The organism is Ruminococcus sp. YE71, assembly GCF_900119155.1.
GTDB lineage: Bacteria > Bacillota > Clostridia > Oscillospirales > Ruminococcaceae > YE71.
Genome location: NZ_FPIR01000031.1, coordinates 1 through 20,701, shown reverse-complemented (window position 1 = coordinate 20,701; position 20,701 = coordinate 1). Strand labels below are relative to the sequence as shown.

The following is a 20,701-nucleotide window of genomic DNA, read 5'->3' as shown; positions in this document are numbered from 1 at the left end:
TCTGAGGATACATATGAAACGCTGATAACAAATCTGCCTCGTGATGAGTTCGGCATAATGCAATTAAAAGAGATATACCGTATGCGCTGGGGGATAGAGACGTCGTTTCGTGAACTGAAATACAGCATCGGGCTGAACGCCTTTCATGCCAAGAAGAGAGATTTTATAGAACAGGAAATGTATGCCCGCATGATAATGTATAACTTTTCAATGCTTATCACCGAGCACATTGAGGTGCCGAAGCAAAAGGGAAAGCATATGACTCAACTGAACATTACTGCCGCAATACACGTCTGCATGAGCTATCTGAAAAGCGACAAGATAGATCCTGCCGAACTGGAAAAGCTGATAGCAAGACGAACGCTGCCTGTCAGACCCGACCGACATTACAAGCGAAAAAACAGAGGCAGATCAGCTGTTTCGCTCAATTACAGGATAATGTAGGGCAGCGAAAGATATATTTTTTGGCAGATCGTTGATCTGTCTTTTAGTCATGCTTGAATTTTGGATTTGTGGGGGTATGATAGTGGTTTCATATACCTAGGTGACATGATTTTTTGTTTTTGGTGTGTTAGCTTAATGACATTAACTTCAAAGTTCACATTTAAGGCTCTCGACCTGCTGGTGCTTTTGGGCTCTGCGATTACAAGCTTGGTCTTACTCTTGCCGTCAAAGCACTGTATCCGCTGGATAGTCTTGCGGACGGTCTACTGTTCACAAGGTCAATGTCCTGCCATTGCAAGGCACAGAGTTCACCGATGCGGATACCGGTATAAAGCGAGAGAGCGATGCCGGGCGTGGTGGTGCGATTGTTGTTAAGCCGGCTTTCCCTCAGCGAGAGCCTTGACTTCTTCGAGCGTCAGCCCGGAGTACTTGATATCCTCGAACGAAAGTTTACCATCATCGAGCATAACATATACAGACGTATCCAATCACACAGTAATAGGGCAATTTCAGTATATAAGCAAGAAAGCAGATTAGTAGTAGTGGAACAGCAGAATATAGCGCATGGTCTGCCTTGTAATAGCCCTTTATAACATTCAGCAAGAAACCGTCTCTTGAATATTTTATCACTTCACGCATAATGCTCCTTGTTATGATTGCATGATAAAAACAGGCGATAAAAAACAGAATACACAGGATAATCACAGTATACGCCTTGACTTTATCTGCTAATGCTTCAAGCTCTCCATGAACATAATACTTCTGATCATAATCCAAAGAGGAGTGTGAAAGTTGCTCATATTCGCTGTCTGTTAAGAAGAATACATATTTTCCTCTTGTGTTACTTTCTATTTTTCCATCATAACCTAAAAATGCTACGGCGAAATCTTTGTTATACAAACACAACATTTTCTCTGATCACTCTTCACCATACCACCATTTACGACATTCTTCCAATGAACCATCATACTTTTCAAGCCATTCATCGTCTAAACCATAAAACTCTTTCAGCCATTCGTCATCTACACCTTTGTAGTGGTCTACTGCCCACTTTAACTCTTCCTCATTACTCATCCAAGCCCATCTGAAGATTAATCCGTATTCCGTTACGGGGTCAATATCAGAAGCGTCTGATTTACCGGGATTATTTACATTGCTTTCTTCCTTTGGTATATCAAGACGATCATAAAGAGCATCATACATTTCTTCGGTCATGTCTTCAATTCCAAAGCAATAATCTCTGCCGCCCACAGTAGTACAAATGAGCCATACCCAGCCGGGCTCAGCATAGATCTCACCGTCGCAGCGTGCCTTTATCTCGTTGTAGGTCATGCCAGCCGATATGCCGTTACCAATGTCAACCCCTTTATCTATCTCTATCCATTCGGGAGGTAAATGATCATTAATGATAGCAGTATCAGAGTTCTCGTCGGAATTAAAAGCATCATACGCACACACATACTCAGGGAATGCCGCAAATCTGTAACCGTAGCACTGATGCTGAGGGCTGAATTTCGCCTTAACTACCTCATATTGATTATTTGAAAGCTCCTTTAACTCTTTAGTTGACATCGAGAAGATCTTCTCAGGGGTCATATCAATGTGAGCGACAGGCTGTTCGGCATCAGTTTTGCTGCTTGTATCGTTTGAGGAAGTGTCATCGGTGCTGTTATCAGCCACCTCATCTGCACTGTCATCCGTGCTGTCAAGTTCTGTCACCGCAGTCACGCTGTCAGTGGGGATCGTCGTCTGCTCAGGGCTCTGTGTCGTCATCTGCATTCCCGAAGCGTTTTCTTCACCGGTGCCGATCCTGCTGCCGAACATCATTTTAGCGGCTATCACTCCTGTTACCGCAACTGCCAGACAAGCCGCTATCGCCATTCCGCCGCGGAACCGAGATACCTCACCGTAGCTGCTGTTATCATCCGTTTTAATGTTTTTATTTGTTGTTGTCATTTTGATCGCTCCTTCTTGTTCAAGTCCTGCTTTCCGCATGGCAGAAGAAACAATGCGGTCAAGAGTATCAGATGAAACTTCATCCTCACCGAAATTGTCAATGTCTTTCTTGAACTCTTCGGCATCGGAGAGCTGCCACTCTTCCAAAAGCTTTTCCAGATCTTTTTTCATCAGTTACCCTCCTCCATTATCGTTTTCAGTCTTTTAAGTCCCCGGGAGATTCGCTTATCGACTGTGTTGGTTTTCATTCCCATTTCTTCTGCTATCGAACGGCTGTTCTGACCGAAAAAATACTTGCGGATAAAGATCTCCTCGTCAGGCTGTCCAAGCTTGTGAAGTGCATCGTTCAGACGTGCCCTGTCATTTTCAAGGCTGTCATCGGCTGCTATTTCGGGCAGTTCATCTATCGGGATATCATCTCTGTGCTTTAATGACTGCTCATAGACATCCGCACATCTGCGTCTTGATATAACAGCAAGCACAGCCTTTACCGAGCCTATCTCATTTCCGTTCTGCGTGATATATTTGTAAAACATAAGGAATATATCGCTGACTGTCTCTTCAATATCCTCGTAGGAACAGACACCCTCAAGTTTTGTCCGCACTATCTTCATGACATACGGAGTATATTGCCGTATAGCCTGTTCAAAGCCCCTTCGTGGATCGTGGGACAGCAAGGCAAGCAATTCTTTTTCGGTCATATTCAAAACCTCACTTTGAAACGTTTCATATACCAAGTCGGAGATAAATCATAAAAACTGACACGCCGCACGATAATTATAACATTTTATCTGTAAATATTTCATGAACAGGCATCAAATACAAAAATTCAGAGATAGATATACCCCAAATAGTTAATTAGGTTCTCTAAAAATAGCATCGAGAAGATTGTACGGATAGGGAGCTTCGTAAGAATGCCAGATTATTGAAGCTGGCAAAGAGCGTCTTCCGATAAGATAGCTTTCATACGGAGCACGTCTTAGTTCCATATGACAATGCTAACAGCGGAAAGCGTTACAGATACCTCAGAGATTCGGGAGCATACCGCAAGGAGGGCTGCGTGAAAAAGTTTCTGAAAATCCGCCCCGAAGAAGTTGAGAGTGCTGTCGAGCAGGCGATGCGTGAGCGTAATAAAGCAAGCTCTGAGCCTTTCAGCGTAGTTTGCACTATCTTCCCTGAGTACGACTGGGTCAAGGAGATACTTGGCGATCACGCTGACAATGCAGAGATTACCTATCTGCTTGACAACGGTGTTGATCTGCACAGCTATCAGCCTACCGCTGATGATATTATAAAGATATCCGCTTGTGACCTGTTCGTATATGTAGGCGGAGAGTCCGACGAATGGGTGAAAGATGCCCTTGCAGAAGCTGCAAACAAGGATATGAAGGTCATCAACCTTATGGATGTTCTCGGTGATTCCGCAAAGGTGGAGGAGCTGAAAGAGGGTATTACAGCAAGAGCCGAGGAGACCTTTGATAACGACATCGGCAGAGAGCTTTTGAATAAATGGGGCATCCCCGAAAATTTCATAGCAAGGGCATTTGTGCTGCTCGGCTACTGTGAGGGAGAATATCCTCAGAGCAAGCCTCGCCGTGAGGGACGAGTGGTCATCGTTGACGAGGACTGACCATTGTAAATATGCGCCGAATATGGTAAAATAAGATGAAAGGACAGTGAGGGCAATGATCATCAACACAGGTATGAGGACGGATATTCCGGCGTTTTATTCCAAGTGGTTCATGAACAGGATACGGGCGGGCTTTGTGCTGGTGCGTAACCCTTATCGTCCAGACTGGATCACACGCTATGAGCTGAACCCCGAAGTGGTGGACTGCCTTGGGTTCTGTACCAAGAACCCAGCGCCAATGCTGAAACACCTTGACGAACTGAAAGCTTATCATCAGTATTGGTTCGTAACGATCACGCCCTACGGCAGAGATGTTGAGCCGAATGTACCGCCAAAAGAAACGGTTATGCAGGACTTCATTACGCTGTCAAAAACGGTTGGTGTTGATAGCGTGGGCTGGCGGTATGATCCGATCTTCATTGACAGCACCTACACGCTTGAACGCCATATATCCGACTTTGAGCAGATGTGCAGGATGCTTTCGGGATATACTCATGTATGCGTTATCAGCTTTATTGATCTATACGAAAAGGTCAAGCGGAACTTTCCGCAGGCTCGGACGGTCACACCGCAGGAGCGTATCACCATTGGCAAAGCCTTTGCGGAGATCGGCAGGCGGTACGGCATTATAATAAAAGCCTGTGCTGAGGGCAATGACCTTGCACCCTATGGTGTGGACTGCGCAGGCTGCATGACACATCAGACCTTTGAAACTGCGATAGGCTCTCACCTGAATGTGCCAAAGAAAAAATCACAGAGAGCCGAATGTGCCTGTGTTCTCGATACAGACATTGGTGCATATGACACCTGCGGACATCTCTGCCGTTACTGCTACGCAAACTATAACCGAGAAAATGTGAAACGAAATATGCGGCTGCATAATCCCGAATCTCCCTTTCTTGTGGGCGAATTGCAGAAGGGCGAAGTCATACATCAGGCGAAGCAGGAACGCTGGACGGACGATCAGCTTTCATTCTTTTAGGCGGTGATACCATGAGTAAACTTGATAACCTGATAAACTATCTTCTTTCCGAGCGAAACGATCTCGGCAGCATAGAGATACCAGAAGCTGAGCAGGACAAATTTAGGCTATACCGAAGCCTTGTGAATATCCGTCCTGCGTGGGTAGCGGACGAGAGCTATTTGCAAGCTGAGGACGAAAACCTCACCTCACTGACAGAGAGTAAGGGTATCACCGATATTTCGGACTTAACACCCATAGAGGACGGCATTTATCTCTGGAAAGGCGATATCACCACGCTGAGAAGCGGCGCTATCGTCAATGCCGCCAATTCGGGAATGACGGGGTGTTATCAGCCCTGCCACTCCTGCATCGACAACTGCATACACACCTTTGCAGGCGTTCGGCTGCGGTATGAGTGCAGTCAGATAATGGAACGGCAAGGTCATGAAGAACCTACGGGCAAAGCGAAGATAACAAAAGCCTACAACCTGCCCTGCGCCTATGTGATACACACTGTCGGACCGATCGTACAGGGACAGCTCACCGATGAGCATTGTCGGCTGCTTGAAAGCTCCTACCAAAGCTGTTTAGAGCTTGCCGTACAGAACGGCATTAAGAGCATCGCTTTCTGCTGCATCTCAACGGGAGTGTTCGGTTTTCCGCAGGATAAGGCGGCAGAGATAGCCGTGAGAACAGTCAGAAAGTTCCGCAGATCACACGATATACAGGTCATTTTCAATGTGTTCAGGGAGGACGACTATGAATTATACAAACAATTACTTGGTTGAAATAGAACGTTTGAAAAAAGAAATTGAAACGGCAGACGCTATCGTGATCGGTGCAGGCGCAGGGCTTTCAACTGCCGCAGGATTTACCTATTCGGGAGAACGATTTGAAAAATGTTTCAGCGATTTCGAGGAGAAATACGGATTTCACGATATGTATTCCGGCGGCTTTTTCCCGTTTAAAACATCCGAAGAAATGTGGGCGTACTGGTCACGCTTTATCTGGTGCAACCGCTATATGGACATCGACAACGGCACATACAAAGCGTTATTTGAGCTGATGAAAGGCAAGGACTATTTCATTATCACTACAAATGTTGACCACCAGTTCCAGAAGGCAGGCTTTGACAAGAGCCGACTGTTCTACACGCAGGGCGATTACGGACTGTTCCAATGCTCCGAGCCGTGCCACGATCAGACCTATGACAACGAGGAAATGGTCAAGGATATGATCGAGTTTCAGCAGGATATGAAGATACCCACCGAGTTGATCCCAAAATGCCCGAAATGCGGTAAGCCCATGACGATGAACCTCAGAAGCGATGATAAATTCGTCGAGGACGAGGGCTGGCATAAGGCAGCAGAGCATTATCAAGACTTCCTGCAAGCACACGAAGGACAGCATATTCTGTACCTGGAGCTTGGTGTGGGCTATAATACTCCTGTGATTATCAAGTATCCGTTCTGGCAGATGACAGCAAAAAATCCTGATGCAGTATACGTTTGTCTGAATTTCGGTGAGGCGTATGCTCCTGATGAAATCATGGAGCAGAGTATTTGCATCAATGGGGATATTTATGAGGTGTTATCTAAAATCAAATAGATTATCTGAAAAGAAAGGGCGATAGCTTATTTTGTGAAAAAGCTATCGCCCTTGTTTTGCCCTCAGAAGTAGATTGAACATCTTATTCAGTTCCAATAGAGTACGCTGTTATTGTGGTATGCTCCACAATTCCGATTATGACCCCAGTGGGACAGTTTTTGGGTGTGCCATTAGACTACTGTCATTTGATATGCTGTTATCTGAACACCTTTACGCTGTCACCCGTTTCGCCGTGGAAAAGAATGTAACCATCGGCAGGCAGAGGTATCTCGGCAGATGCATCTTTCATGTGGGTGGTATAGATAAGCTCACCGTATTTGTTGTATACACAGATAACGCTGTTCTCAGGACGCTCGGCAGTAATCGAGCCTCCGCCAATATCTGCTCCGATGCGGTACCAACGTGCTTCATCGCTATTGAGATTTATCTCGGATATGTCTTTTGTAAGCTCGGGCAGTTCGTCAGCAAAGCGGTATTTACAGCCGGTGCTTACATTCACACTTTCGCCATTTGTGCCATCGGCAAAGCTCACATCACGAATTTCAATATCCCGAAGATCGCGAGTTGTTGACGACGGAGATGAGGTGAAGAACTCTGCCTTGTTTTCATCCGTCATCTTGTAAGGCATTCCCAGCGAATCGACAATGTATCCGTCAAGCTCATCATCAGTCAGTAATCTGATGAAGGGCTTGTCATATTGAGTTGAGGAATATTTGTCGCTGTATGCTACGATTGCTCTGTCAGACCTTTCATTCCATTTTGCCCGAACACCTTCGCTCACAGTGTTATCCTCAATTCGCTCGCCGCAGTATTGGCTGTAATGGCTTTCTCCCAGTCCCGGAACTATCGAGGTCATATCGCCCTTAATGTATACCTTGCCGTTTATCTCCGCAAAGTGCAGGAGCGTTCTGTCAGGCGAGATGTTTCCTTTTTCATCAACTTTGGTTAAGCTGCCTTCTGACGTTGGCTTGTATCGGGTGCGTGTTGAATTTCCCGTGCCAACAGTCTCGGTATACATCGTATCATCGTCAAAATACAGCTTCATGATTCTATCGCCCGAAGAAGTTGTTAAGGAATAGCAACCCTCGTATTTTCTGTACTCATCGGGTATACTGTCCGTAAGCAGTATGTCGGACATGGTCTTATCGACAGCCTTGCCGCGCTCATCAAGCACCACATCGAGCAGTGCCTGTGCCATAAGCTCATTATAATTCGAGCCGCCGCCTGCGGAAAGCACAGCCACGCTTATCTCCTCATCGGGAGCGACCATCAGCTCTGCGTGCATAGTGCCGATGTCACCGCCCTTGCTCATGACCTTTATGCCAGCCTGCTCATAGTGAAGCTTTTCCACATAGTCCCAGCCGAGACCGTTGCCGTCCTTGTATTGGTCTGCATTTGTACTGTCCCAACGGGTCGCCATTTCGTTTTTGGCATTATCGGAGAGGAGTGTGTTATTGCCCTTGAAGAACGTTCCGCCAAATTCCGCCACATCGGAAGCCGTTGCATAAACTCCGCCCGTTCCCAAGACCATACAGTATTCGTAGTCGTGAGGGATATTCCCGAAGCAATATATCGGAGCGAGATCGTCCCGCCCGAACATATCGAGCGGCGTCCCCGTATGTTCCGCACCTAACTTGTCCGAGATATTTGTCCTGATATAGTCGGTGTAGGACATACCGCTGACGTTCTCGACTATCATCTCCAGCAGGTCGAAACCCGAGTTGCAGTAGGCGGCGTATTCGCCCGGGGCGGCTTTCAGGCGCTGTGTCGAGAGCATTTCAAGCAAGCTGTTATAATTCGATGTATCATTATCGGCATATAGCATACTGTTTTTTTCTATCGAACCCATTATGCCCGAGGTGTGGTTCATGAGCATTCTCACGGTGATGTCCTTATAGCGCTCGTCTGCCATTGCGAAGTCGGGAATATAATCGGTTACGGGGCTGTCTATATCTACCTTACCTTCGTCTGCAAGCTGCATGACCGCTGTGGTCACATAGACTTTGCTGACCGAACCCACACTATATACCCTGTCCTGCGAGACAGCGGAGGATACGCCAGATGATTCGATCGGAGCTTTTTCCGCCGACACTATCGCAGAGGTCATTCCTATAACAGCGCACAGCGCCGCAATACCTATAGCTATCTTTTTATTCATAACTCAACACTCCTGTATCATTCGGTAACAAGCTCTGTCACGGATATCTTCTTTATACGTCTCGCGCTGATATAGGAGACCATCAGGCAGAACACCACCAGCACCGCAGCGGATATTATCATCAGTGGCAGGCTTTCGGCTATCTGTATGCCGAACATCGCCAGCCAGAAAGCACGCTGAACGAATATCGCACAGAACACTGCTATCACCGAGGATAACACCGCTGTCGGCAGTATGCGCATGGCTATCTGCATCATAAGGTCTTTCGAGGTGTAGCCCATACTTTTCATGATGCCAAGTTCTTTGCGCTGTCTCTTGACCGTACCTGCGGAAATGATGCTCAGTATAACTGCGACTATCACGCCGACAAAGATCATTGCTGCTCCGCAGAAGGTCTTTGCGACTTCTCCGACAGTACCCATTTCATCAGCAAACATTTCCGCCATGGGTGACATTTCCTTGATAACGAATTTACTGCTGTTTCCCTTGATGACCGTATCGCCTATCTTTATAGCATAATCCACATCCGTGATTCCATAGCGTGAGATAAGAACTGCCATTTTTTCGTCCGCTACCGCTCTGATACGTTCTTCGAGAGTGCCGTCCGCACTGCTGCCGAAAGCCGTATCCTTTGCATTTGCGCCATAAAGGGCGGTCAGCTTTTTTTCAAAGGCTTTCCTGTCCGTGCCTTCCTTCAGGTATATTTCCGCCATATCGGGACGGGCATTCGGGTTCATTCTGATAAATCCGTCTGTTGTAAAATACATATTCATGCGAGAATTGCTCATTGCGGGAACAATGCCCGTGATGATGTAGCTTTTTTCGCCGCCGTCGCCCAGCATGATAAGGCTGTCGCCCACATGGCGGTTCTCACGGTCGGCTCTTCCGAGGGATATAGCCACCTCGTTTTCATATTCGGGAAGTCTGCCTTCTTTCACGAATATGTTCTCCGTTTCGCTGTAATCTTCATAGCCGAAGGCTGTTCCCGGTTCGTCCGATCCCTTTACATACATCCATGAGCTGTAACCACAGGTTAGATTGACCTTGCGTACCTCGGGCAGTGCAAGAAGCTCCTCACGGAATTTATCGGTGTCCACGCCGTTCATCAGCGTTACCGATTCATCGGGAACTTCCATGCCTACCACCTTAAGCATAGCATCGTCCTTTGAGAAAAAGTCGTAGGTGAAGAAAGCGAACATGAACGCTGTTCCTGCAAGTATGATACAGATTGCAGTTCCGATGCTTCCGCTGAGGTCGGTGAATATGCCTTTAAGTGCAAGGCGAAGATTCACGCTCTTTTTCAGCCCTTCGAGGGGGAATACGTTCCTGCCGAAGTGATGTGTCTGAATACCCTTGCGGAACGCCGTAACGGGAGGAATTTTCCGGATTCTGCCCGCCTTGAATGCTGCAAAGGCTGTAACAAGAACCGCAACGATAAGTACCGCAACGATGATACGCAGATAATTGGGTGAAACATCGTAATGACGGTATATCATCGAGGTACAAATGCTGTTCATGACAGGATTGAAAAGCACCGCACATATACCGCCGAGAACCGCGCCGACACCGCCCGAAAGCACATATTCGCATACATAGGAAAGTGATATTTCCTTCGAGGTGTAGCCCAGCGCTTCAAGCACGCCTATCTGCTGCATTTGATCCTCAATATCCTTTTTGATTTTGTGAGCGATCAGGAAAAATACCGCCGCAAATGTCACCGCCGAGAAGAAAACGCTGATATACAGGTACATTTCAATACTGTATATTTCATTTGTTTTTGCGTCCTCAACATTGCGGTACTGACAAGCCTTCGCAAAATTCTCGCTGCTTTTTTTCGAGCATTTGTCGGTGTATTCGCTGTAATCAAAGCTGTCGCTTTGGTCGAATATCATAAGCTCATATTCGGGGTACACCGAGGTAAGCAGCATATAGTCGTAGTCGGAGATCACGCATTTTCTGCCAATGCCGCTTTCGGCAAGAAGTCCGCATTTGTAGAATCCCGCGATCTCAAAGGGATAATCCATACCGCCTGCCGTAAGGGTAAATGTGTCGCCTGCCTTGAAGCCGTCCGCTATCTTGAAGTATTCGGGCAGATATATCGGGTGAATGAGCTTTGCAATCTCATCGTCGGACAGCGTTTCGTCCTTGACAAAATCCTCAAAGGCATACTCTGTGCTTTCGGTAACAAAGGTCATGTTAGTGGAACGGTTTTCGCCGTTTTTATCGTACTGCGCTTCGAGCGCCCACAGCGCCTTGCCTCTTTGCACCTCGGAAATGCTGTAATCCTCAGTGAGTATATCGCTGTAAACATCACGGTATTTATCCGCTTCGACCATTATCATATAGTCCCTGCAGCCCGTTTCCGCAAAGCACTTGCCGAACACCTTCGGGATATTTGTCACGGAGGATAGGAACGTTCCCAGCAGAAATGCGCTGACAAGCGTCAGAAATAGAATAGCCGCCGCCTCACGCTTGTTCTTCTTTAGATTGAATAACGATAATCTGAAAATCTTCATGCTATCACCAGCCCATTTCGTCAAGGAACGCCGTCAGCTCGTTTCGGCGCTCTTTGAGATCGTCCCCGCCGTATTTCGGCATTCTGTGTTCGCCGACAACGCTTCCGTCACGCAGATAGATAACTCTTGTTCCGCGCAGTGCGGTCTTTATATCGTGAGTTACCATGACGATGCTCTGACCGTTCTCATGCACCTGCGTGAATATATCAAGCACTTCCTTTCCCGTTGCCGAGTTGAGCGACCCCGTGGGCTCGTCGGCAAAGAGTATTTTCGGCTCGTTGATAATAGCTCTGACGATGCCGACGCGCTGTGCCTCACCGCCCGAAAGCTGATTGGGATATTTCTTCTGCATTTCCTCATCAAGCCCCAAACGGGCGAGCGTATCCTTGGTGCGCTTGATAAGCTCGGGAGAATTTTTCTGAACCGCAAACGCACCCGTCAGCACGTTGTCAAGCACGGTCTGATTTTCAAGCAGATATATGCTCTGAAACACGAACCCGCAGTTGCCGCGCCGGAACACCGCAAGCTGATCGTTCGAGTAGCCTTGTATCTCCTTATCGCCGAAATATATCTTACCGAGTGTCGGCTTATCCATACCCGAAAGAGCATAGAGCAGAGTGGACTTGCCCGAACCCGAAGCTCCCATGATGACGGTGAAATCGCCATCCATTATTTCAAGATCGAGGTTTTTGATAACGTGCTGCTGAGTGCCTCCGTTTGAAAAGGACTTGCACAGCTTTTCTGTACGCAAAACAGGGATCATATATAACACAACCTTTCTGATACTTTTGTACCCTATGATTGTATTATACATGATCCCGTCAATAAATTCCTTGTCAGATCCTTGTTAAATTCTTGTCTTTTTCTTAACTGGTCCTCGGGCGGACGGCTCGATGCCCTCGCATTTTCATTTTGATAGATTCGTAAGTTTGCGAAGCTCGGGGCGTTCATGTTTTGGAAAAGGCTTTTTTCTCAGCTTAAAGGGATAAGAAGTGTTACGCACAGTCCGTTTGGGCTTGAAACTGTCAGCTCGCCGCCCATTTTATCCATGAGCATTCGGGCGATATACAGCCCTAAACCGCTGCCGTCCTTGTTACCGTGGTTTTTACCCCGATAGAATTTATTCGTGATAAGCTCTAGCTCGTCATCGGAAACGCCCTGTCCGCTGTCGGCGATAGAAACCACAAGGAACTCGTCCTCAATATGCGAACGAACATCAATCGGTGTACCTGCGTACTTATAGGAATTTGAGAGAATATTGCCGATCACCTGCGAAAGCCGTATCTTGTCGATATGTATCATCACCTCGGGGATATCCGACAGGCGGGCAAGTCCACGGTCATCATATTTTGATACGACCTCCGCAATTACGGCGGAGTTTTCGTCCGTGCAGTTGACCTTGAACTCGCCCAAGTCCTCCAAAGTAGAGGAAAACAGATCGCTCACAAGCACGTTTATCTCCTCGGCTCGCTTATAGATATTGTTCATCTTTGCGGTCATATCGGGCGTGACAGTAAACTCACGCCCCTCGTTCTGCGAGAATACCGCCGCCATCAATTCCGAAGTGAGCTTTATCCCAGTGACAGGCGTTTTCAGGTCATGCGAAAGCGAAGCCACCAGCTCGCGCTCTTTTTTCTGTAAAGACAACTCCCTTGCCTTAGACGCTTTCAGCTCCTCGCGCATGATATCAAAGCTCTCGGAAAACGCTCCGAACATATTGTCCTTATCCATTTCAAGCGGCTTGTCAAGGTCGCCTGCCGCCACATATGAAGCAAAATTCTTCATCTTATCAAAGGGAATTATCACAATTTTTCGTATATACGCACCGAACGCCAGCACCGCCGTTATCAGCACAAGACTGCACCCTACATATATCAAAATAATATTTGTACGCAGTCGGTCAAAACGCTTTTCACCGTCCGTCAAGATAACGCTGCCGATTATCTGATTGTTTTTTTTGATATAGGTATAGGGGTAACGCCTTTGTATCGCCGTTTCTACGGTCAGCACTTCCGAACGGTCGATACGGTTATCGAAAAGGGTATTGCCGTTACTATCGAGTATGACATACTCCCGTTTCTGTGATGTATCTTCGGACGGAATATCGCCCGTCGCCCTGTGCGCTGTCTCATTGAGAAAGACCACATCATCATTTCCGACAAAGCCGTTGTCCGAACCCGTCAGCCTGATAACTGCAATCAGACCGATAGTAAGCATCAGAATCAAAAAAATCGCAAATCTGTAATACCGCTTCATAATAATGTATCTTCCATCATATAGCCCACGCCCCAAATTGTTTTGATAAGCTGCGGCTCTTTTGGATCGGATTCGATCTTCTCACGCAGATGACGGATATGCACGGCGATAGTACCCTCGTTGATATATTCGTCCTCCCACACATCACGAAGCAGGTCGTCCTTTGAAACGACCTTGCCCCTGTTCGTGTAAAGATAATACAGCAGCTTGTATTCAAGTGCTTTCAGCGTTATCTCTTTACCGTCCGAAATAATCTTGTGGGTATTGGTATTAAGGTATATATCTCCGAGGAGCTTCACAAGACCGTCCTCCGGCTGCTGAACGCTCCGCACTGTGCCGACATTATCCCTTGTTCTGTCATACCTTGCTGCCGCCGCTTTGACCTTAGCAAGCAGGACGCTCAAAGTATAGGGCTTTTTGATGTAATCATCGCCGCCGATATTCAGAGCGATAAGCACATCATCGTCGCTTGTGCGGGCGCTGATAAAGAATATGGGCAGATCGTAGTTTTCCCGAATTTTTCTGCAAAGGTCAAAGCCCGACTTATCGCCGAGATTAATGTCAAGCAACAACAGAGACACATCATGTGCATCAAGAAAAGAAACGGCATCATCATAGGTCGTGACATATGCTGTCCTGACACCAAACATATTGAAATATTCTGACGTAGCTGTGGCGATCATCTCATCATCGTCTATCATCAAGACTTTGTATTTATCAATATCCATATCTTCTCCCATCTCCCTCCAACTTGTTATACTGCCGATGTATTCGGAGTATTTCTCTCATAGAATATTATAACAAACCTTGCTCCAAAAGTCAATCTGCCGACACAAAAAGACAGATACCCGATTAGAGTATCTGTCCCTCTCCCTATTTCTATTCCTGAATTTCCTTCATCAATGTTGCACCGTCCTTGAAACCTATCTTATAAGCTACCCTCATCTCAGCGGCGGCGGTATCGCTCGTGCAGTCGAAAATTTTGTGAAATACTTCAATCTGCTCCTCACTCAGCGACTTTCAAACGGGACACAGAGCTTGTTAAACCCGTCAGAGAACTCATCGGCGTGAATATCGACCACACGGAAGTTATAAATCATATCAATCATGGTAATTCGTCCTTTCGGTTTTATTGTAAAACCAACCGTCCAAACTTTACCAAATGATCGTTGATAAGGTGTTGCTTACGGCACGCCGATTGCAACACTCCACCATATTTTGAAAACGGCGTAAAATCGCCGTTTCCTTATATACTGAATTTTACCTCAATGCCATTTTCATCACTCACATAGACCGCTTCAAGCATAACCGCCGCAAGTTCGTGCTTTTCGGGAATGGAGAGCTTGTCACAATGTTTCATCGGTTTTTCCAAAGGCGCGGTATCAACCGTCCTGCGCTTGCGAGCCTTTGCCCGTATCTTACGCTCCAAAGCCGCCTTCTGTTCGTGCAGTTCATTGACCGTATTCTGAATATACTCAAACAGCACCGTATCGGCATCACCGAGTTTTTTCATCAGCTTGCGGATCTCTTCATCGATCTTGATTATCTCAGCCCTCAACGCTTCGGTGTCGGCATCGGGAACATCTGCACTTCGCATTGCGATAACAAGCTGATCGATACGGTCACGCATCGCCTGCTCGACAGCACTCTCGACTTCTTCGGAACGTGTTTTCAGAAACTTCTTCACACAGCCTTCCTTGAGGATACCCGATGATATTATTATAGCGCGCAACGCTTCACTTTGTCTACTGGCAGTGCGCATGAACTTTGGTGTGTCAGATGAGTTTTGCGTTCGACAAGTTGTTATGGGGAAAATGAAAAAGCTGTGGAGCGGAGTTCGGTTACACAGCTTGTAGGGTTATTCAATTTTGAATGGTGATTGGGTTGTTGCTAAGATAAATCAGAATCTATCATTTTTTCAAAGCAAAACAGGCTTTATAAACTCCCACTCCTAACAATAATACTGCGTTAATGATGATCACGAGCATGATATCCTTCGCAAATAACCATACAACTTTGTACGGCGTTGCCATGATCGGCGGGATAGCTAATAATATAATCGGAAGGATCATGTGCCTTATAATATCTGATACAAACATTTTTTTCTCAGATGTCTTCGTTCTCCACTTTTTCAATGTCACAGCAGAATGAATACTTATGAAGAAAATTACAAAACATATCACATCTATCACTGCATGGAGTATCAGATACAGGTTGGGAAGTTTCTGCCTAGGTTCTCCGAGAAGCGGCATAACAATATTTTCGAGCAGATTATTGCCGACAAGATAGTCATTCATATTAACGAGAACGACCACAGCCATACCTTTTTCGGGGAGAATGAACATATTAGACGTGTAGTTTTCCACAAGCCCGGCGTGAGCAATTATAGGTTTACTGTACAGATCGGGCATATATTCCCAACCCATTCCGTAATATGATCCATTACCCTCAGACACATTCTCATAAAACATACGATCAACATTTTCGCTGCTTACGATGTTTTCACCGCCCCGAAGATACATTTGCAGATATTTTTCCATGTCGCTCACGCTCGAAGAAAGATATCCTGCGGGAATGTTTGTCCAAGTCCCATCATGTATTTCTTCGGGATAATCGGGCTCTCCTGCAACAGGTATGCCGAAATAGTTTCTATATCCGTCTATCAAGCCGTTATCTTTGCTTTTTTCAAGGCTCGCAGCAGAGTGAGACATTCCGATCGGCTCGAATATATTTTGCTCAATATACTGTTCATAGGACATACCGCTTACCGCTTCTATAATAAGTCCCAGCAGTCCGTAATTTGCATTTGCATATTCATAGCTGCCATATTGTTCGGTACTTTTCAAAGAACCAAATGTCTGATATGTGGTGATACCGCTCGTGTGATGCAGAAGATCTTTCACTGTTATCCTGCTATGATCGGTATTTTCCTCAAACCATTTTGATGTATCTATGTACTCATCTATCGGGCTTTCAAGTTCAATTTTTCCTTGTTCATAAAGCTGCATAATTGCGATCGCAGTAAATGATTTGCTCATAGACCCGATGATAAACGGCAGATCGGCGTTTTCACAGTTGCCATAGGTATTTTCAAACAGAACGCTATCCTTATCCACAACAGCCACTGCCATTGCAGGAATATGGTATTTTTCTATATCCTCTGCAATTTGCTTATCTATCGATGAATAATCAGTGATCTTGTTTTCTGATGCGAAAGCGCTTATTCCCGATATACCCAAAGCCAGACAAAGCATTACGCTGATAAAAGCATAGATCAGTTTGTTGGTTTTCATGATTACAAGACCTCTTGATATGTTAAATTCCGATTCTATTAGCAAGCCGAGTGCTTACTCTTGCTTCTTCATTATACCACGCCTCCTCCGAAAAAACAACCCCCACTTTCATCAAACATAAACTTGAACAGTTGTTCCTGTATAAACTCAGTATGTTATGATAGTGAGTTTTAAGAAACTGTGAATCCAATATATGAATCCAACCACAGTATAGTCACTACACAGATTAAAATTTAACTATGATTGTTTAATCTTGGATCAAAGTTAAATTCTTGAATTCTCAGTTTTGATAACAACCTGCTAATAAAAAAATATATAAATTTGTGCGAAATGTTGTAAAATCGGGTTTTTGATTAGTTAATCATACAAAAACCTCTAAACGTATTCGATTACATCATAAAAGTGTATTGACAAAATTTAATTATTATGATAGAGTAATTTTAACGAGCTAGTTCGCATTAATCGCATTAAATTTAATCGAAAGGATTTATAGCTTATGGTTAATACTCATTCATTTCCAAAGCTTTGCAAGCGCACTACAGCAGGATTGCTCTCCATGCTGCTTGTCGCAATGGCGATTCCCAAAATTCCCGCCGACGCGTCTGCCAATGGTTTTTATGTCAGCGGCACATCCATCAAGGACGCTAACGGAAAGGATTTTGTTGTGCGTGGTGTAAATATTGCTCATGCATGGTACAGCTCCTACACCGAGACCTCCATCAAAGGGGCTGCCGCCAACGGTGCCAATACCGTAAGAGTAGTAGTGGCGGACGGCAAACAGTGGTCAAAGACCTCAAACAGCGAACTGAAGGATATCGTTTCGACCTGCAAGAAAAACGATCTGGTGTGTATCCTTGAAGTTCATGACGCAACAGGCAGCGATAACACTTCCGACCTTAATGCCGCTGTCAACTACTGGATCGAGAATAAGGACGTTTTGCAGGGCAATGAGAAATATGTTATCCTCAACATCGCAAACGAATGGTACGGCAGCTGGAACGGTTCCTCGTGGGCTGAGGGCAACAAGACCGCAGTTAAGAATATAAGGAATGCGGGCATCGACAACATGATAATGATCGACTGCGCAGGCTGGGGTCAGTATCCCGATTCCATCAAGGACTACGGAAAATCGGTGTTCAATGCCGACAGCGATAAAAACACCGTCTTCTCTATCCATATGTATGAGTACGCGGGCGGAGATTCCTACACTGTCAAGAATAATATCGACAATGCTCTCGGTACCGGTGTACCCGTGGTCATCGGCGAGTTCGGCGGACAGCACATCAACGGAGATGTTGACGAAGCGACAATAATGAGCTACTGCACCCAGAAGAACGTGGGCTATCTAGGCTGGTCGTGGAAGGGCAACAGTTCCGATCTCTCCTACCTCGATATAGCGAACGACTGGGCGGGAACGTCACTCACATCATGGGGAAACACGCTTATCAACGGCAGCTACGGTATCAAGAATACCTCAAAGAAATGCTCTGTATTCTCGGGAAGCTCTTCTTCCTCCGACAGCTCTTCCCCCGACAGCAGTTCCTCTTCTGACAGCAGCTCTAAGACCGAAGGCGGTTCGCAGACTTCCTCCGATAGCTACGTTCAGAACTTCACCACCGACGGCATTTCGAGCAGCTTTTTCTCCATCTCGGGCAACCTCTCTACTCAGAATGGAACGGTATACTACAACGGTCTGACGCTGACCCGCTGTCTCAAGATGGAAAGTTCGACAAGCATCGGCTTCAACGCGCCTTCGTCGGGAAAGCTCACGCTGGTATTTGGCGAGAGCAATGCCACCATCAAGCTGGACGGCAGCAAGCTTACCGCTTCAAACGGTATCATAACCGCAGATATCTCTGCGGGAAGTCACAAGCTGACTAAGGCAGATGTTTCAAATCTGTTCTATATGTCACTTTCCACATCCGGCAGCAGCTCAAGTCAGGGCTCGAATGATTCAAACTCTCAGGGCTCTAACGATTCTCAGGGAAGCAATGACTCTCAGGGCAATAACAATTCCAACGTTGATATCAACGGCGTAAAGGCAGTAAGCGCAGGCGGCTGGAACGAGGCTCTTTATGTAGTGTTCTCGGGTCTTAAGGATTCGGATATCACAGGTGTTTCCTACTCGGGCGCGGCATCGGGAAGTCTGACAGGCGATGATCTTACCTACCTAGTCCGCGACACCTCTGCGGGCGTAAGAGTTGATATCCCCGGCGTTCCCGCGGGTACTTATTCCGTTACCGTAACAACAAGCAAGGGTACCATCACCCAGAGCGGTCTGTCGGTAAACGAGCAGGATCGTTCGGGATATGCACACTACAACTATTCTTCGGGTGTAGGTGCATATACAGACAACGGTACTCTGAAATCCAACGCAAAGGTCATCTATGTCACCAACGATAACAAAGACAAGGTAACTGTTACCTCCAAGGACGGCACAACGGTTACAGGTATCGGAAATATACTAAACTCCGTAGGGCAGGACGTTGGCAGCGGAAAAACTGCTAACGGCGGAAAGTCCAATTCCAACAAGGGCATCATCAAGAAGCTGGCTCAGGACGGAACTCCTCTTGTTATCCGTATCATAGGTGACGTTAAGGCTCCTTCGGGTCTGACAGCATATAACTCAGTAGATTATGGCGGAAGTGTTGGCGACAACGGCTACATGGCAAGAATGAAGTCCGGTAAAGATATCACGATCGAAGGTATCGGCACTGATGCTGCTATCGATGGCTGGGGTCTGCATTTCATGTGCGAATCTTCTGCTCCAAGCCTTGGAAAGAGCTTTGAAGTAAAGAATATTGCATTCAAGAACGTTCCGGAGGATTGCGTTGGCATGGAAGGTGTTCAGGAAAGTTCTTCTCTGTCTGCACCCGTTGAAAGATGCTGGATACACAACTGTGAATTCTATGCTCCTTCAATATCCAATCCCGCTGAATCCGACAAGGCAGGCGGTGACGGTGCCTGCGATTTCAAGCGCGGACAGTATTTCACAAACAGCTACTGCTACTATCAGGGCTACCACAAGACTAACCTTGTTGGTGCCTCCGACAGCAACCTTCAGTTCCACATCACATATCATCACAATTACTGGAACAAGTGCGAATCAAGAGGACCTCTGGCTCGTCAGGCAAACATTCATATGTACAACAACATATTCAGCGGACAGACAAGCTACTGCATGAACCCGAGAGCGAATGCGTACATCTTCTCCGAGTACAATATCTTCGACAACTGCAAGAACCCGATGGAAGTTAAGCTCGGTGCAGTCAAGAGCTACAACGACGTGTTCAACAACTGCAAGGGCAGTATGGACGGTACCATCGTTACCGACAAGAGCACTAAGGTAAACACCAACAACAAGTACGCAAACTTCGATACCAATTCGTCGCTCTGCTACATTCCTTCGGGCAACTACTTCCTCCAGACCGACACCTCGAAGCTGTCCTCCTACTTTGACGTTTACGGCGGCACTTTGGATGAATCCAAGACGGTGAACGGCTCGACTTCCACCGAGGGCACACAGACTCCGACTCAGCCCGAGGATCCGACACCTGTCACCAACGTATATCCGATCGCTTCCGCGACCGTTCAGGGCAGAACAGTTACTCTGAGCTGGAACGCTCTGGAAGGTGCTGAAAAGTACTGCATCGCTTACTACTCCGCAGGCAGATGGAAGATCTACACCCAGTTTGGTGCTTATCAGACTACCTACACCTTCAAAAATGCACCGATCGGCACCTTCAAACTGGTCGTTGGCGCAAAGATCAACAACGAATGGAACACGAACGATCTCTCCAAGAGAGCTGTTACCGTTACCGTCAAGTAATCGGGCGCTGATAAATCTTTTGAATAATATCCTTCCATAAAATCGAG

At 46.4% G+C, this 20,701-nt stretch carries 16 protein-coding genes and 1 pseudogene; 6 read left to right on the top strand and 11 right to left on the bottom strand.

Annotated features, from left to right (window positions below):
* The first annotated feature begins 21 nt into the window (after positions 1-21).
* The gene (locus BT142_RS17550) at positions 22-444 is read left to right on the top strand and encodes a transposase (RefSeq protein WP_347497771.1); all 423 of its coding nucleotides are present in this window, start codon (positions 22-24) and stop codon (positions 442-444) included.
* 456 nt (positions 445-900) lie between these two features.
* On the opposite strand, the gene BT142_RS19445 is transcribed toward BT142_RS17550, so the two are convergent.
* Genes BT142_RS19445 through BT142_RS17530 form a run of 3 tightly spaced genes read right to left on the bottom strand, consistent with a single transcriptional unit; the run spans position 901 to position 3,101 of the window.
* Positions 901-1,344 (bottom strand): hypothetical protein, encoded by a 444-nt coding sequence (locus tag BT142_RS19445; protein WP_139182294.1) that lies wholly within the window; start codon positions 1,342-1,344, stop codon positions 901-903.
* Positions 1,345-1,362: 18 nt separating this feature from the next.
* The gene (locus BT142_RS17535; protein WP_072419460.1) at positions 1,363-2,571 is read right to left on the bottom strand and encodes a hypothetical protein; all 1,209 of its coding nucleotides are present in this window, start codon (positions 2,569-2,571) and stop codon (positions 1,363-1,365) included.
* Complete coding sequence (locus BT142_RS17530) at positions 2,571-3,101, bottom strand: sigma-70 family RNA polymerase sigma factor (RefSeq protein WP_072419459.1); 531 nt, start codon at positions 3,099-3,101, stop codon at positions 2,571-2,573. Before BT142_RS17530 ends, BT142_RS17535 begins: the two co-directional genes overlap by 1 nt.
* 359 nt (positions 3,102-3,460) lie before the next feature.
* Between BT142_RS17530 and BT142_RS20045 the strand changes: the two genes are divergently transcribed.
* The 4 genes from BT142_RS20045 to BT142_RS17510 are packed head-to-tail and all read left to right on the top strand — an operon-like array spanning position 3,461 to position 6,602.
* Positions 3,461-4,030, top strand: a complete 570-nt coding sequence (locus BT142_RS20045; RefSeq protein ID WP_347497770.1) for a metal ABC transporter substrate-binding protein — start codon at positions 3,461-3,463, stop codon at positions 4,028-4,030.
* A 55-nt stretch (positions 4,031-4,085) separates the two neighbouring features.
* Positions 4,086-5,012, top strand: coding sequence for a DUF1848 domain-containing protein (locus BT142_RS17520; RefSeq protein ID WP_072419458.1), 927 nt, complete (start codon positions 4,086-4,088; stop codon positions 5,010-5,012).
* Between the two features lie 11 nt (positions 5,013-5,023).
* A complete protein-coding gene (locus tag BT142_RS17515) occupies positions 5,024-5,782 on the top strand; it encodes a protein-ADP-ribose hydrolase (RefSeq protein ID WP_072419457.1) in 759 nt (252 codons plus the stop codon).
* The gene (locus tag BT142_RS17510; RefSeq protein WP_072419456.1) at positions 5,754-6,602 is read left to right on the top strand and encodes an SIR2 family NAD-dependent protein deacylase; all 849 of its coding nucleotides are present in this window, start codon (positions 5,754-5,756) and stop codon (positions 6,600-6,602) included. The genes BT142_RS17515 and BT142_RS17510 overlap by 29 nt, the downstream gene beginning before the upstream one ends.
* 196 nt (positions 6,603-6,798) lie before the next feature.
* Here BT142_RS17510 and BT142_RS17505 read toward each other — a convergent pair whose 3' ends face one another.
* The 8 genes and pseudogenes from BT142_RS17505 to BT142_RS17470 all read right to left on the bottom strand — a co-directional run bounded on the left by BT142_RS17505 (position 6,799) and on the right by BT142_RS17470 (position 16,825).
* A complete protein-coding gene (locus BT142_RS17505; RefSeq protein WP_072419455.1) occupies positions 6,799-8,760 on the bottom strand; it encodes a serine hydrolase domain-containing protein in 1,962 nt (653 codons plus the stop codon).
* 17 nt (positions 8,761-8,777) lie between these two features.
* The gene (locus BT142_RS17500) at positions 8,778-11,276 is read right to left on the bottom strand and encodes an ABC transporter permease (protein ID WP_072419454.1); all 2,499 of its coding nucleotides are present in this window, start codon (positions 11,274-11,276) and stop codon (positions 8,778-8,780) included.
* A 4-nt stretch (positions 11,277-11,280) separates the two neighbouring features.
* A complete protein-coding gene (locus tag BT142_RS17495) occupies positions 11,281-12,039 on the bottom strand; it encodes an ABC transporter ATP-binding protein (RefSeq protein ID WP_072419464.1) in 759 nt (252 codons plus the stop codon).
* A 209-nt stretch (positions 12,040-12,248) separates the two neighbouring features.
* Positions 12,249-13,493: a HAMP domain-containing sensor histidine kinase gene (locus BT142_RS17490; protein ID WP_175545519.1), complete on the bottom strand. Its 1,245-nt coding sequence runs from the start codon at positions 13,491-13,493 to the stop codon at positions 12,249-12,251.
* 35 nt (positions 13,494-13,528) lie between these two features.
* On the bottom strand, positions 13,529-14,260 hold the full coding sequence (locus BT142_RS17485; protein WP_072419463.1) for a response regulator transcription factor: 732 nt from the start codon (positions 14,258-14,260) through the stop codon (positions 13,529-13,531).
* Between the two features lie 151 nt (positions 14,261-14,411).
* Positions 14,412-14,641, bottom strand: a pseudogene (locus BT142_RS19805) (DUF6809 family protein).
* Positions 14,642-14,778: 137 nt separating this feature from the next.
* Positions 14,779-15,264, bottom strand: coding sequence for a hypothetical protein (locus BT142_RS17475; RefSeq protein WP_175545518.1), 486 nt, complete (start codon positions 15,262-15,264; stop codon positions 14,779-14,781).
* Between the two features lie 178 nt (positions 15,265-15,442).
* Entirely contained in the window at positions 15,443-16,825 is a 1,383-nt protein-coding gene (locus BT142_RS17470; protein WP_072419452.1) for a serine hydrolase domain-containing protein, read from the bottom strand.
* Positions 16,826-17,381: 556 nt separating this feature from the next.
* Between BT142_RS17470 and BT142_RS19325 the strand changes: the two genes are divergently transcribed.
* Positions 17,382-20,654 (top strand): cellulase family glycosylhydrolase, encoded by a 3,273-nt coding sequence (locus BT142_RS19325; protein ID WP_242872032.1) that lies wholly within the window; start codon positions 17,382-17,384, stop codon positions 20,652-20,654.
* The last annotated feature ends 47 nt before the right edge of the window (positions 20,655-20,701 follow it).

Excerpts from the sequence above, each read along its gene's own strand:
- BT142_RS17470 (WP_072419452.1), bottom strand. The coding sequence starts at position 16,825 with ATGAAAACCAACAAACTGATCTATGCTTTTATCAGCGTAATGCTTTGT.
- BT142_RS17520 (WP_072419458.1), top strand. The coding sequence starts at position 4,086 with ATGATCATCAACACAGGTATGAGGACGGATATTCCGGCGTTTTATTCC.
- BT142_RS17510 (WP_072419456.1), top strand. The coding sequence starts at position 5,754 with ATGAATTATACAAACAATTACTTGGTTGAAATAGAACGTTTGAAAAAA.
- BT142_RS17490 (WP_175545519.1), bottom strand. The coding sequence starts at position 13,493 with ATGCTTACTATCGGTCTGATTGCAGTTATCAGGCTGACGGGTTCGGAC.
- BT142_RS17495 (WP_072419464.1), bottom strand. The coding sequence starts at position 12,039 with ATGATCCCTGTTTTGCGTACAGAAAAGCTGTGCAAGTCCTTTTCAAAC.
- BT142_RS17485 (WP_072419463.1), bottom strand. The coding sequence starts at position 14,260 with ATGGATATTGATAAATACAAAGTCTTGATGATAGACGATGATGAGATG.
- BT142_RS17500 (WP_072419454.1), bottom strand. The coding sequence starts at position 11,276 with ATGAAGATTTTCAGATTATCGTTATTCAATCTAAAGAAGAACAAGCGT.
- BT142_RS17535 (WP_072419460.1), bottom strand. The coding sequence starts at position 2,571 with ATGAAAAAAGATCTGGAAAAGCTTTTGGAAGAGTGGCAGCTCTCCGAT.
- BT142_RS17505 (WP_072419455.1), bottom strand. The coding sequence starts at position 8,760 with ATGAATAAAAAGATAGCTATAGGTATTGCGGCGCTGTGCGCTGTTATA.
- BT142_RS19325 (WP_242872032.1), top strand. The coding sequence starts at position 17,382 with ATGCTGCTTGTCGCAATGGCGATTCCCAAAATTCCCGCCGACGCGTCT.
- BT142_RS17530 (WP_072419459.1), bottom strand. The coding sequence starts at position 3,101 with ATGACCGAAAAAGAATTGCTTGCCTTGCTGTCCCACGATCCACGAAGG.
- BT142_RS17515 (WP_072419457.1), top strand. The coding sequence starts at position 5,024 with ATGAGTAAACTTGATAACCTGATAAACTATCTTCTTTCCGAGCGAAAC.